Source organism: Streptomyces sp. AcH 505 (assembly GCF_000818175.1).
In the GTDB taxonomy this organism is placed as follows: domain Bacteria; phylum Actinomycetota; class Actinomycetes; order Streptomycetales; family Streptomycetaceae; genus Streptomyces.
On sequence record NZ_JTIY01000001.1, the window covers coordinates 4,451,029 to 4,464,103 of the forward strand.

General features: G+C 70.6%; 11 protein-coding genes and 2 pseudogenes. 7 read left to right on the forward strand and 6 right to left on the reverse strand.

Going from position 1 to position 13,075, the window contains the following annotated elements:
- Both HY68_RS45330 and HY68_RS20345 read left to right on the forward strand, forming a co-directional pair.
- Window positions 1-1,077: pseudogene (locus tag HY68_RS45330) on the forward strand (export associated protein); the annotation flags it as partial.
- Window positions 1,078-1,299: 222 nt separating this feature from the next.
- Window positions 1,300-2,289: a TerC family protein gene (locus HY68_RS20345; RefSeq protein WP_041990897.1), complete on the forward strand. Its 990-nt coding sequence runs from the start codon at window positions 1,300-1,302 to the stop codon at window positions 2,287-2,289.
- A 49-nt stretch (window positions 2,290-2,338) separates the two neighbouring features.
- On the opposite strand, the gene HY68_RS20350 is transcribed toward HY68_RS20345, so the two are convergent.
- Window positions 2,339-3,382 (reverse strand): S66 peptidase family protein, encoded by a 1,044-nt coding sequence (locus HY68_RS20350; protein WP_041990899.1) that lies wholly within the window; start codon window positions 3,380-3,382, stop codon window positions 2,339-2,341.
- Window positions 3,383-3,505: 123 nt separating this feature from the next.
- Here HY68_RS20350 and HY68_RS20355 point away from each other — a divergent pair, with 123 nt between their 5' ends.
- Both HY68_RS20355 and HY68_RS20360 read left to right on the forward strand, forming a co-directional pair.
- Entirely contained in the window at window positions 3,506-4,486 is a 981-nt protein-coding gene (locus tag HY68_RS20355) for a cytochrome c oxidase assembly protein (RefSeq protein ID WP_041990901.1), read from the forward strand.
- Complete coding sequence (locus HY68_RS20360; protein ID WP_041990903.1) at window positions 4,483-5,004, forward strand: hypothetical protein; 522 nt, start codon at window positions 4,483-4,485, stop codon at window positions 5,002-5,004. The genes HY68_RS20355 and HY68_RS20360 overlap by 4 nt, the downstream gene beginning before the upstream one ends.
- Before the next feature lie 14 nt (window positions 5,005-5,018).
- On the opposite strand, the gene HY68_RS20365 is transcribed toward HY68_RS20360, so the two are convergent.
- The 3 genes from HY68_RS20365 to HY68_RS20375 all read right to left on the reverse strand — a co-directional run bounded on the left by HY68_RS20365 (window position 5,019) and on the right by HY68_RS20375 (window position 6,754).
- Window positions 5,019-5,258 (reverse strand): hypothetical protein, encoded by a 240-nt coding sequence (locus HY68_RS20365; protein WP_041990905.1) that lies wholly within the window; start codon window positions 5,256-5,258, stop codon window positions 5,019-5,021.
- 142 nt (window positions 5,259-5,400) lie between these two features.
- Window positions 5,401-6,057: an MBL fold metallo-hydrolase gene (locus HY68_RS20370; RefSeq protein WP_041990907.1), complete on the reverse strand. Its 657-nt coding sequence runs from the start codon at window positions 6,055-6,057 to the stop codon at window positions 5,401-5,403.
- Between the two features lie 10 nt (window positions 6,058-6,067).
- Window positions 6,068-6,754, reverse strand: coding sequence for a maleylpyruvate isomerase family mycothiol-dependent enzyme (locus HY68_RS20375; RefSeq protein ID WP_041990908.1), 687 nt, complete (start codon window positions 6,752-6,754; stop codon window positions 6,068-6,070).
- 238 nt (window positions 6,755-6,992) lie between these two features.
- On the opposite strand from HY68_RS20375, the gene uvrA reads away from it, so the two are divergent.
- On the forward strand, window positions 6,993-10,007 hold the full coding sequence (gene uvrA, locus HY68_RS20380) for an excinuclease ABC subunit UvrA (protein WP_041990909.1): 3,015 nt from the start codon (window positions 6,993-6,995) through the stop codon (window positions 10,005-10,007).
- A gap of 11 nt (window positions 10,008-10,018) precedes the next feature.
- Window positions 10,019-10,873, forward strand: coding sequence for an alpha/beta hydrolase (locus tag HY68_RS20385; protein ID WP_041996672.1), 855 nt, complete (start codon window positions 10,019-10,021; stop codon window positions 10,871-10,873).
- Between the two features lie 24 nt (window positions 10,874-10,897).
- On the opposite strand, the gene HY68_RS20390 is transcribed toward HY68_RS20385, so the two are convergent.
- Complete coding sequence (locus HY68_RS20390) at window positions 10,898-11,809, reverse strand: carbohydrate kinase (protein ID WP_041990910.1); 912 nt, start codon at window positions 11,807-11,809, stop codon at window positions 10,898-10,900.
- Between the two features lie 311 nt (window positions 11,810-12,120).
- Here HY68_RS20390 and HY68_RS20395 point away from each other — a divergent pair, with 311 nt between their 5' ends.
- A complete protein-coding gene (locus tag HY68_RS20395) occupies window positions 12,121-12,576 on the forward strand; it encodes a Rieske (2Fe-2S) protein (RefSeq protein ID WP_041990911.1) in 456 nt (151 codons plus the stop codon).
- 6 nt (window positions 12,577-12,582) lie between these two features.
- Here HY68_RS20395 and HY68_RS20400 read toward each other — a convergent pair.
- Window positions 12,583-13,075 (reverse strand): annotated as a pseudogene (locus tag HY68_RS20400) (hypothetical protein); the annotation flags it as partial.

The window sequence follows — 13,075 nt, forward strand, 5'->3', positions numbered from 1 at the left end:
CAGGTCTGGGGCATGTTCGAGGACCTGGCCCGTACCGCCGCCGCGTACCGCAGCGCGACGGACTTCGCCGAGTCCCGTCTCGAACAGGAACTGGACCGGGTGCTGTCCGACCCGCGCAACCGGATCGGCGGGGCGGGCGACGCGGCGCGGGAAGCGGCCCGCGCCAAGCACGACCAGCTCGCCGCCCAGGCGCGGGAGGTCCTCGACCGCGACCTGGCCCAGCTCGTCGCGGAGTCCGAGGTCGTCGAGCCCGCCCTGCCGCTCGCGTACGCCCGCTGGGACAGCCCCGGCTGGCAGGGGTACCGGGTGCCGATGGAGATCCCGATGGCGCTGCGCCTCGGGGACGTCCATCTGCCCGAGCGCACGGAGCTGCGGATCCCGATGCTGGTACGGCTGCCGCTGGAGCGCGGCCTGTGGGTCGACAGCGGCAGGACCGCGTCGGACGAGGCCCTGCTGATGGACGGGTTCCAGCTGCGCCGGCTGGCGATGGAGACGGCGGTCAACCACGCGGCGCGGCTGCTGGCCGTCTACCCGCCGGGGGAGTTCACCGTCCATGTGATCGACCCGGCGGGCTCGGCCGCGGCGGCGCTGACGCCGCTCACCTCGACCGGGGTGCTCGACGCCGCGCCGGCCGCAGGCGCCGCAGGTGTGGCTGCCGTGCTCGGTGCGCTCACGCGCCGGGTCGACCTGGTCCAGATGGCGGTACGGGGCGGCGCCGCCTCGTCACTCCCGCCGGAGCTGGACACGGCGGAGCAGCTGCTGATCGTCAACGACTTCCCGCACGGCTTCGACGACCGCGCGGTGACCCAGCTCCGCTATCTCGCCGACGAGGGCCCCTCGGTCGGTGTGCATCTGCTGATGGTCGCCGACCGGGAGGACGCGAGCGCCTACGGGCCCGTCCTCGACCCGCTCTGGCGCTCCCTGCTGCGGCTGACCCCGGTGCCCGACAACCACCTCGCCGACCCGTGGGTCGGCCATGTCTGGACGTACGAGCCGCCGGCGGTGGCGCCGGGCAGTCAGGTGCTGCTCCAGGTGCTCGGACGGGTGGCGGACGCGCGCCGCGAATGGCGGCGCTGAGCTGGGCACTTGGCCATCCTTTACCTAGCGCTTTACCAAACCTTGGTCTTTGCTGTACTCTTCCTTTATCGGAGGGGAGTACTCCCGTAACGCGACGTACCCGTCAATACGGACCGCCATCGGTCCCGGGGCGCCGGCCCGCACAGCGGCAGGACCGCTCGGGTGGAAGAGACCTCCGGCAGCGACGACGCTGACAAGTAGCCGTACAACGCCGGAGGCGCAGTGGACGTTTCATTGACCCTGTGGACACTGACCATTCTCGGTCTGTCCGCCCTGATCGCGGTCGACTTCCTCATCGGGCGCAAGCCCCATGACGTGTCGATCAAGGAAGCCGGGATCTGGACGGTCGTCTGGGTGGCCCTCGCCGCCCTGTTCGGCCTCGGCTTGATGATCTGGGGGACGGGCCAGGCGTCGGGCGAGTTCTTCGCGGGATTCATCACGGAGAAATCGCTCAGCGTCGACAACCTCTTCGTCTTCGTGCTGATCATGGCGAAGTTCGCGGTGCCCTCGCACTTGCAGCAGCGCGTGCTGCTCATCGGGGTGCTGATCGCCCTGGTGCTGCGCGCGATCTTCATCGCGGCGGGCGCGGCGATCATCGCCAGCTTCTCCTGGGTTTTCTTCATCTTCGGCGCGTTCCTGATCTACACCGCCTGGAAGCTCATCCAGGAGGCGCGCTCCGACGACGAGGAAGAGGAGTTCGAGGAGAACCGCCTCCTCAAGAACATCGAGCGCCGCTTCGGCGTCTCCGACAAGTACGACGGCACGAAGCTCTTCATCCGGAAGAACGGCAAGCGGATCCTGACCCCGCTGATGGTGGTCATGCTCGCCATCGGTACGACGGACGTGCTGTTCGCGCTCGACTCCATCCCGGCGATCTTCGGCCTGACCCAGGACCCGTACATCGTCTTCACCGCGAACGCGTTCGCACTGATGGGGCTGCGCCAGCTGTACTTCCTGATCGGCGGACTGCTCAAGAAGCTGGTCCACCTCAGCTACGGCCTGTCGGTGATCCTCGGCTTCATCGGCGTCAAGCTCGTGCTGCACGCGCTGCACGAGACGGGCGTCCATGTCCCGGTGATCTCCATCCCGGTCTCGCTCGCGGTCATCTGCGGTGTGCTGATCATCACCACGATCACCAGCCTGCTGGCCAACAAGAAGCAGGCCGAGCGCGAGGCCGCCGAGGCCGCGGAGAAGGACCGGATAGAGGCGTGAGCCAGGGCCGGGCGGTGTCGGTGCCGCCCGGCTCTCCCGGTGGGCGGGCTCAGTACGTGACGGTCACCCGTCGCGCGAGCCCGTCCACCCGCACCACCCCGCCGTACGGCACGACGAGCTGCGGGTCGGTGTGCCCGAAGTCCACGTCGAAGACGGCCACCGTGTCCGGCGCGTACACCGCGAGGGCCCGCAGGACCGCGTCCCGCTGCTCACGCGCGTAGCGCGCGGCCTGCTCGGGACTGTTGCGCCGCTCCAGCGACCAGGTCTTGGGGCGGGCCATCAGCAGCGCGGGAAAGCGCCGCAGCAGATCCCGCTCGCCCATGGCGCGCAGGATCCCGAAGACCTCATCGGCGGCCGGCAACTCCTCGGAGGTCTCCAGGAGCAGCACACACCCGTCGTACGCGGCGGCGGGGGCGATCTCCCGGTCGGCCATCAGCAGCCAGGCCAGGATCTCCACGTTGCCGCCCCAGCTGCGGCCTTCGACCACCCGCTCGGGACCGTGCCAGCGCCAGCCCGTGCCCGGGCGGGTCTCCGGCTCGGTCTCGAAGGTCGCGGGATCCGCCCAGTCGCGGTCCGTGTCCCGGAACCGCCCTGCGGGCCGCAGCTCGTACGGACCCGAGGTGAACAGCGCGGCCCGCAGCGACTCGGCGGTGAGCGGATCCATCGCCCCCGGCCGGCCCAGCTCGCACATCACACTCGCGCCGTGGTAGCCGACGATCCCGGTGTTCCACAGGTACGCCAGGAGATTGGTGTTGTCGCTGTAGCCGAAGAACGGCTTGGGGTTGGCCCGGATCAACTCCCGGTCCAGCAGCGGCAGCACGGTGATCTGGTCGTCCCCGCCGATGCTCGCGATCACGGCCTTCACCGTCGGATCGGCGAACGCCGCGTGGATGTCGTCGGCCCGCTGCCGCGCGGTCGCCCCCATCGTCCGCGTCGACGGATACTCCACCGGCACCAGGCCGAACTCCTTCTCCAGCCGGGTCAGCCCCAGCTCGTACGGGAGCGGCAGCAGCCCCGGCAGCCCGGACGACGGCGAGAGCACAGCGACACGGTCGCCGGGACGGGGCTTGGGCGGTACGACAGGCATCGGCATGCGGCCGATCGTAAGGACGCGGCCCGCCCACGGGCGACCCGGTTTCCGGCGCCGGGGACCCGGCGTCTACCGTGAGCGGAGAAAACGGACGGCGGAGGCGGGAACGGATAAGAAGGTGCGTTTGTGCTGCCGGAACTGACGCTCGCCCGGGGGCTGTCGTCGTGGCGGACCGACCCGGTGGCACTGGCCGCGGTCGGCGTCCTCGGCGGTCTGTACACGGCGGGAGTGGTCCGCCGCACCCGCTCGGGCCAGGGCTGGCCGGCGCTGCGGACCGCCGCCTTCTTCGTCCTCGGTCTCGGCATGATTGTCGTCGCGACGATGTCCTCGCTGGCCGTCTACGACCGGGTGCTGTTCTGGCCCGCCGCCGTCCAGAACATCCTCCTCGACCTGCTCGCCCCGCTCGGCCTGGCCCTTGGCGACCCCCTCGGCCTCGCGGCCCCGGACGGCCCCCTGCACGCGGCGATGACCTCCCGCCCGGTCCGGCTGCTGACCTTCCCGCTGGTCAGTACGGTCCTGGTGCTCGCCTCCGAGCTGACCATCTACTTCACGCCGTACTTCGCGACCTCACTCGCCAACGACCCGGTCCGCCAGCTGATGCACGCCCAACTGCTGCTCACCGGCTGCCTGTTCGTTTTGCCGATGCTCACGCGCCAGGAACTGCTGCCCCGTTGGTGCACCCACCCGGTCAGGGCGGGCCTGGTCTTCTTCGACGGCCTCTTCGACTCGGTGCCCGGCATCGTCGTGATGACCAGCGGCACCCTGGTGGCGGGCCACTGGTACACGACGCACCCCCGCACCTGGGGCCCCAGCGTCGAGCAGGACCAGATGCTCGGCGGCGGCCTGATGCTCACACTCGCCGAACTGGTCGCGCTGCCGTTCCTGATCGCGGTGTTCATCCAGTGGTGGCACGCGGAACGCGCCAGAACAGCGGAACTCGACGCCCACCTGGACCACGAACTGACCCCGGCGCCCGCCCCTTCACCCGCCACCCCGGCCACCCCGCTGCCCGAGCAGCCACAGGACCGGGTACGCCCCTGGTGGGAGACGGACGAAGGCGAAGTAGGCCACCGCATGCGCCGCGGCCGGGCACAGAATCGGCGATGACTTCATACGAATTGCTGCTCATCGGCGGTGGCGCGGGCGTCGGCAAGACGAGCGTCGCCTGGGAGGTGTCCGTGGCGCTCCAGGCGAGCGGTACCGCGCACTGCCTGATCGAGGGCGACTTCATGGGCCAGATCCACCCGGCCCCCGCCGACGACCCCCATCTCACCGGGATCACCGAACGGAACATCACGGCGGTCTGGTCGAACTACGCGGCTCTCGGCCGGAGCCGGCTGATCTACACCAATACCGTGAGCATCCTCGAAGAGCCGATGATCAGCCGCGCCATGGGTGGCGAGGTCACAGCCACCCGCGTCCTGCTCACGGCCGAAGAAACCACCCTGCGACAACGCCTCGCCCAACGCGAGATCGGCTCACAACTGACCGCCCACATCGAACGCAGCCTCCACATGGCCCACCGCCTGAACACCGAAGCCCCGGCAGGCACGGCCCGTATCCCCACGGACGGCTTGACGGTGCGGGAAATCGCCGCACAAGTGATCCGAGCCGCCGCCTGGTGAATCCGGGACCGTTGTCACGCACGCCGGAAAAGACAGATGAGAGCTGTGCGGTTGCCGGAGAGCGCTTTGCCTGTGGCCGCAGTCATGTCGGCCAGCGCCCAGCCCTCGGCCTCGATGGCTTCGATCTGTTCACCGACCCCGGACATGATGCCGGTCATATGACTGGTGGATGATGCCTCAATGATCTTGAAGGTGAGGACGTGTCGCCCTTCGGCAAAGGCGGCACGGGCGTTTCTCGTGGCCTCGTTGGCCATTGCCTGACTGATCCTGCCCATGATCCCCCCAGAGACTGCGTATGAGAGGGACATCCTCGCCGGTCCATGACCCCTGTGGACCGGCTGTCGTTGACCTGTGACATGGCGTAGACCGGGCGGAGCCGAGCATCACACCGCTGAACTACCAGCCGCGGGTGCGCCACTCCGGGAGGTGGGGGCGTTCGTCGCCCAGGGTGGTGTCGTTGCCGTGGCCCGGGTAGACCCAGGTCTCGTCGGACAGTTCGCCGAAGATCCTGGTCTCCACGTCGTGCAGCAGGCTCGCGAAGGCCTTCGGGTCCCTGTGGGTGTTGCCGATGCCGCCCGGGAAGAGGCAGTCGCCGGTGAAGACGTGCGCGTGGCCGTGCGGGTCGTCGTAGATCAGGGCGATCGAGCCCGGGGTGTGGCCGACCAGGTGGCGGGCGGTGAGGGTGATGTCGCCGAAGCTGATCGTGTCGAGGTCGTCCACCAGTACGTCGGTGGGCACCGGGATGCCCGGGGCGTCGGCGCGGCCCGCGTACGTGCGGGCGCCGGTGGCGGCGACGGTCGCGGCCAGGGCCTGCCAGTGGTCGCCGTGCTGGTGGGTCGTGACGACGGAGACGATGCCGTCGTCACCGATCAGGGTCAGCAGCGTCGCCGCGTCGTTGGCCGCGTCGATCAGCAGTTGCTGCCCGGTGGCCCGGCAGCGCAGCAGATACGTGTTGTTGTTCATCGGCCCGACAGCGGCCTTGGAGATCATCAGCTCGGGCAGCTCGTGCACATCCGCCCGTCCGCCCACCGTCACCACTCCGCTGTACGTCATACGGCTCAGCCTATAGCGGGGGCAGGACGGGCAGCGGGCCGTCGGGTGAGCTGAGCCGGGCGGTGTCCGTGCGGCCCGCCAGCCACCCCATCAGCCGGCCCGCGGGGCCCGAGACGGCGAGCGGGGTGCCGTCCGTGCTGCCCGTGTGCCGGGTCCGGCCGTCGGGGGTGGTCAGGGCGAGCGGCGGGACGTCCGCGTTCCCGGCGAAGCGCTCGGCGAGGAAGTCGATCTCACGGCCGGTGAACTCGTCGGACAGGTCGTCGAGCGTGCGGCCCACGTCCAGGTCGATGTGGTGCAGCTCGATCTCGCCCCAGCGGCGGAACGGCACCCGGGCCGCCGTGTCCGTGACGCCGTTGCGCATCGTGATGGTGCGGCTCCAGTCCGCCGGGGCGCTCGCCGCCCTCTCGAACCGCGCCGCGCTCTCCCGTACGTCGCTGAGCTGCGCTTCGAGCGGCCGGGGCGCGTCACGGTCGATGTCGGCTTGACGCGCTTTGGCATCCTTGTACATAGGACGCCCCTCCAGAACATTGACCAGGGCGTCCGCATTACGTGCGATGTGGGCCAGCAGATGACCGCGGCTCCAGCCCGGCAGCCGTGACGGAGCGGCGAGCGCCGCGTTGTCCAGTCCGGCGGCTGCCGTCAGGAGCCGTTCGGTCGCCTCGTGTACCGACGCCAGGTCGCGCACGTGATCAGTCATGGCGCCGACGATAGCGGAGAGCCATGGCACCACTCGATCGGGTGAAGGAGGCAGAGACCGGCCGTAAATCGAATGCGCGTGCTATAGGCTCGTGACAGGCATTCTGGAACGGGGCGAAAAGCAGCCCGGCGGTTCCTGTGCCGCAATCCACAGCTTGGCAATCCATCGCTCTGGCGACCCCCCGTAGTCTGGGAAGGGGGCTCCGCCCCTGCTTCTCTCCAGAAAGGTGCGGACCGGCGTGGCCGACCGTCTCATCGTCCGTGGCGCTCGCGAACACAATCTCAAGAACGTCTCGCTCGACCTCCCCCGTGACTCCCTCATCGTCTTCACCGGGCTCTCCGGGTCGGGCAAGTCCTCCCTCGCGTTCGACACGATCTTCGCCGAGGGGCAGCGCCGTTACGTGGAGTCGCTGTCCTCCTACGCCCGGCAGTTCCTCGGTCAGATGGACAAGCCGGACGTCGACTTCATCGAGGGGCTTTCGCCGGCCGTCTCGATCGACCAGAAGTCGACCTCGCGCAACCCGCGCTCGACGGTCGGCACCATCACCGAGGTCTACGACTACCTCCGGCTGCTGTTCGCCCGTATCGGCAAGCCGCACTGCCCCCAGTGCGGCCGGCCGATCGCCCGCCAGTCGCCGCAGGCCATCGTGGACAAGGTGCTCGAACTGCCCGAGGGCAGCCGCTTCCAGGTCCTGTCGCCGCTCGTGCGCGAGCGCAAGGGCGAGTTCGTCGACCTCTTCGGCGATCTGCAGACCAAGGGGTACAGCAGGGCCAGGGTCGACGGGCAGACGATCCAGCTCAGCGAGCCGCCCACGCTCAAGAAGCAGGAGAAGCACACCATCGAGGTGGTCGTCGACCGCCTCACCGTGAAGGACAGCGCCAAGCGGCGGCTCACCGACTCGGTGGAGACCGCGCTCGGCCTGTCCGGCGGCATGGTCGTGCTCGACTTCGTCGACCTCCCCGAGGACGACCCCGAGCGCGAGCGGATGTACTCCGAGCATCTGTACTGCCCGTACGACGACCTCTCGTTCGAGGAGCTGGAGCCGCGCTCCTTCTCCTTCAACTCCCCGTTCGGCGCCTGCCCCGAGTGCACCGGCATCGGGACGCGCATGGAGGTCGACCCGGAGCTGATCGTCCCCGACGAGGACAAGTCGCTCGACGAGGGCGCGATCCACCCGTGGTCGCACGGCCACACCAGGGAGTACTTCGGCCGCATGATCGGCGGCCTCGCCAAGGCGCTCAACTTCAGTACGGACGTGCCGTGGGCCGCGCTGCCGCAGCGCGCCAAGAAGGCGCTGCTGTACGGGCACAAGACCCAGGTCGAGGTCCGCTACCGCAACAGGTACGGACGCGAGCGCGCCTACACGACGCCCGCCTTCGAAGGCGCCGTCTCCTTCGTCAAGCGGCGCCACTCCGAGGCCGAGAGCGACACCAGCAGGGAGCGCTTCGAGGGCTACATGCGCGAGGTGCCCTGCCCGACCTGCCACGGCACCCGGCTCAAGCCGCTCGTGCTGGCCGTGACGGTCATGGACAAGTCCATCGCCGAGGTCTCCGCGCTGTCCATCAGCGACTGCGCCGACTTCCTCGGCAAGCTCAAGCTGAACGCACGCGACAAGCAGATCGCCGAGCGGGTGCTCAAGGAGGTCAACGAACGGCTGAGGTTCCTGGTCGACGTCGGCCTGGACTACCTCTCGCTGAACCGCGCGGCCGGCACGCTGTCCGGCGGCGAGGCCCAGCGCATCCGGCTCGCCACGCAGATCGGCTCCGGCCTGGTCGGCGTGCTGTACGTGCTGGACGAGCCGTCCATCGGGCTGCACCAGCGCGACAACCACCGGCTGATCGAGACCCTGGTCCGGCTGCGTGACATGGGCAACACCCTGATCGTCGTGGAGCACGACGAGGACACCATCAAGGTGGCCGACTGGGTCGTGGACATCGGCCCCGGCGCCGGTGAGCACGGCGGGAAGGTCGTGCATTCCGGCTCCCTGAAGGGACTCCTCGCCAACAAGGAGTCGCTGACCGGTCAGTACCTGGCGGGGAAGCGGGCCATCCCGACCCCGGAGATCCGCAGGCCGGTCACCGGCGAGCGGCAGCTCACCGTCCACGGCGCCCGGGAGAACAACCTCCAGGACATCGACGTGTCCTTCCCGCTCGGTGTCTTCACCGCGGTCACGGGCGTCTCGGGGTCGGGCAAGTCGACCCTGGTCAACGACATCCTGTACACGCATCTGGCCCGCGAGCTGAACGGCGCGAAGTCGGTGCCGGGCCGGCACACCCGGGTCGAGGGTGACGATCTGGTCGACAAGGTCGTCCATGTCGACCAGTCGCCCATCGGCCGTACGCCGCGCTCCAACCCGGCGACGTACACCGGCGTCTTCGACCATGTCCGCCGCCTCTTCGCCGAGACGATGGAGGCCAAGGTCAGGGGCTATCTCCCCGGGCGCTTCTCCTTCAACGTCAAGGGCGGCCGCTGCGAGAACTGCTCCGGTGACGGCACGATCAAGATCGAGATGAACTTCCTCCCGGACGTCTACGTCCCGTGCGAGGTCTGCCACGGCGCGCGGTACAACCGCGAGACCCTGGAGGTCCACTACAAGGGCAAGTCCATCGCCGAGGTCCTGGACATGCCGATCGAGGAGGCGCTGGACTTCTTCGAGGCGGTCCCGACGATCTCGCGCCATCTCAAGACGCTCAACGAGGTCGGCCTCGGCTATGTCAGGCTCGGCCAGTCCGCGCCGACCCTCTCGGGCGGCGAGGCGCAGCGGGTGAAGCTGTCGAGCGAGCTGCAGAAGCGCTCCACCGGCAGCACGGTCTACGTCCTGGACGAGCCCACCACCGGGCTGCACTTCGAGGACATCAGCAAGCTGATCACGGTGCTGTCGGGGCTGGTCGACAAGGGCAACACGGTCATCGTCATCGAGCACAACCTGGACGTCGTCAAGACGGCGGACTGGGTGATCGACATGGGTCCCGAGGGCGGCAACGGCGGCGGTCTCGTCATCGCCGAAGGCACCCCCGAGCAGGTGGCGGGCGTCCCGACGAGCCACACCGGCAAGTTCCTGCGGGACATCCTCGACGCGGACCGGATCAGCGACGCGACGCCGGCGCGGAAGAAGGCGCCGGCGCGGAAGACGGCGGCGGCCGCAGCCAAGACGAAGGCCGCGACCAGGACGACGGCGGCGAAGACGACGACCGCCGCGAAGTCGACGACCGCGAAGAAGGCCCCGGCCAAGCGGACGGCGAAGGCGAAGTAGGGGCGGCGGCGATCGGGACGGTACGGGCGGACGACGGCGTACGGCTCTGGGCCGCGCGGGCGGGGGACGGCGGTACGGGCGGTGCGCCCGTCGTCCTCTGCCACGGCGGCCCCGGCATCTGGGACACCCTCGCGGACGTGGCGGCGCTGCTGCCCGGCCGCGAGGTGATCCGCTGGGACCGGCGCGGCTGCGGCCGCTCCCAGCGCTCGGGTCCGTACGGCATCGGCCGCTCCGTCGCCGATCTCGACGCCGTACGGGCCCGTTTCGGCTTCGACCGTACGGCGCTGCTCGGCCACTCCTGGGGCGCGCAACTGGCCCTGCGGTACGCGCTCGCCCACCCCGGCCGGTTCAGCCGGCTCGTCTACGTCTCCGGCACCGGCATCGACGACGAGTCCACCTGGCGCCCGCCGTACCACGCCGCTTTCGGCCGGCGGCTCGGCGAACACCGCGCCCGCTCGGAGGAGTTGCGCGAGCGCGGCGACAGCCGCACCGAGGCGGAGGACCGGGAGCCGGCGGTCCTCCAGTGGTCGGCCGACTTCACCGACCCTGACCCCGACCGGGCGTTGGCACACGCCGAGGCGATGGCCACACCGTGGCTCGGCGTCAACCACACATGCAACCGCACCATCAACGCCGAAGTCAGCCGCAGCCTCGCGACGGACGAACTGCGGCAGCGGTGCGCCGCGTTGGACATCCCGGTCCTGATCGTGGACGGCGAACAGGACATCCGCCCGCGCCGGGCGGTCGACTCCCTGGCGGCCGCGCTCCCGGACGTGACCCGTACGACGCTACGAGGCGCCGGGCACCTGCCCTGGACGGAAGCCCCGAGGGCCTTCAGCGCCGCGCTGACCGCGTTCCTCACCTGACGTGCGTCGGACGCCGCCGATCGCTCAGGACAGCTCCGCCGCGTACGGCGGCTCCGCGCCCGTGCGGGAGCAGGTCAGCGCCGCCGCCCGCGCGGCGAAGGCCAGGACCTCGCGCCAGCCGTCCGTGCCCAGCGTCGCGGCGGCCCGCGGGGTCAGGGCGTCCCGCGTCGCGAGGCCGTGCAGGAGTGCCGCGTTGATCGTGTCGCCCGCGCCGATCGTATCCACCACGTCGACAGGAACGGCGGGCACCGAGACCTCCGTGCCGTCCGCCGTCCGTACGGTCAGTCCGTCGCCGCCCCTGGTCAGGACGACGGCCGCCGGGCCCAGCGCCGACCATGTCCCGGGGGAGCCTGCCAGCCAGTCGGCGTCCTCCTCCGATACCTTCAGCAGCGACACCGAAGGCAGCCAGCCTGCGAACCGTGCGCGGTAGGCCGCGGCGTCCGGGATCAGTCCCGCGCGGATGTTCGGGTCGAGCAGGGTGAAGACCCCGCGCCCCGCCTCCCGGCGCAGCAGCGCCTCGTACGCGCTCGCTCCCGGCTCCAGCACCAGCGAACACGTGCCGAGGGCCAGCGCCCGCACCGTCGGCGGCAACGCGGGCGGCAGGGTGAACAGCCGGTCGGCGCTGCCCTCCGCGTAGAAGGCGAAACCGGCGGACCCGTCGGCGCCGAGCGTCGCCACGGCCAGGGTGGTCGGCTCGGGACCCCGCTGGACGAGCGACAGATCGACCCCGGCCGAGCGCAGCCCTTCGAGCAGCGTCTCGCCGAAGGCGTCCGTCGAGACCCGGGAGCAGAAGCCGGTGGCCGCCCCGAGCCGGCCGAGGGCGACGGCCGTGTTGTACGGGCCGCCACCGCGGCGTGGCAGCAGCGGCGCGAGCACACCGTCCGCGCGCTCCTGGGGGACCAGGTCGATCAGGGACTCTCCGGCGACGACGATCACGGAGCCGAATCTAGCGCCCTCCCGGCGCGCTGTGCGGAGTCGCGATCCCTGGCACGCGCGCCCGCCGCGTCGGCGACAAGCCTGAGTGGCTCCGCCACCGGGGCTTCCGGCCGCCTTGCGATCACACGCACCGCCGCGATCACGCGCACCGCCCTCACCACGCGCACCGCCCTAACGTGCGCACCGCCGTGACCGTGCGCCGGCTGCGCGGCGGACGCCGGGACAGGCACTGCCCCGGCCCCCGTCCCGGCGGCCGGACCGGCCCCGGTATCGTCGCATCTGTACCCACCCCCCTGACCAGTGGAGACACCATGTCCGGCCTGACTGCCCCGCGCCGTTCCGTGCTGAAGGGCGCCGTGCTCGCCGGTGCGGCCGGGCTCGGCGTGGCCGCCTGCTCCACCAAGTCCAAGCTGGGGCACGCCGAGACACCCACCCCCACCGCGCCCGAACCCCTCGGCGCCGCCTCGGCCGTGCCGGTCGGCGGTGCCAAGCTCTACAAGGACCAGCGGGTGGTCGTCAGCTGCTCGGCCAAGGGCGAGTACAAGGCGTTCAGCGCGCAGTGCACCCACGCCGGCTGTCTGCTCTACAAGGTCGAGGGCACCATCGGTGACTGCCCCTGCCACGGCAGCCGCTTCGACCTGACCACGGGCGAGGCGGTGCACGGGCCCGCGACCGTACCGCTGCCCGAGGTGCCCCTCACGCACGAGGACGGCAATCTCATCGCGGGCCCGAAAGCCGCCGCGAAGAGCCCGGCGCCGAAGGCCTGAGGCCGCTCACTCCCACTCCCAGTCGATCCCCAGCACCCCCGGCCTGACCCCCTGCTCCACCAGGTGGACCGAACGGCTCACCGCCCCCGGCGTCAGATCGCTCCGCCCCGCACGCGGCGCACCCGCCGGGACCTGGGCGAAGCGCCGGCAGCGCGCGGGCAGCGCCGCCCTGTCGAAGCGGACCTGGAGGACGTACTGCGAGCCCGCGTAGGCGAAGCCGCGTACGTACTCCGCGCACGGGCCGCCCGTACCGTCGTCGAAGCCGTAGCCGAAGAGGTACGTCTCGCCGGCCGCCAGCGGCCCGTCGAACAGCAGCTCGGCGACGACCACCCCGGTGCGCGCGTCGCGGCCGACCCGGCCCGTACGGCAGTTCTCGTACGCTCGCGCCCGCACGCGCGCGGGATCGCAGCCCGGGGCGCCCCTGTGCACGGCCAGGTACCGGTCGACACCGTCCGTGTGCGCCCGTACGACCTGCTGGGAGTCACGGCCCAGCAGCTCG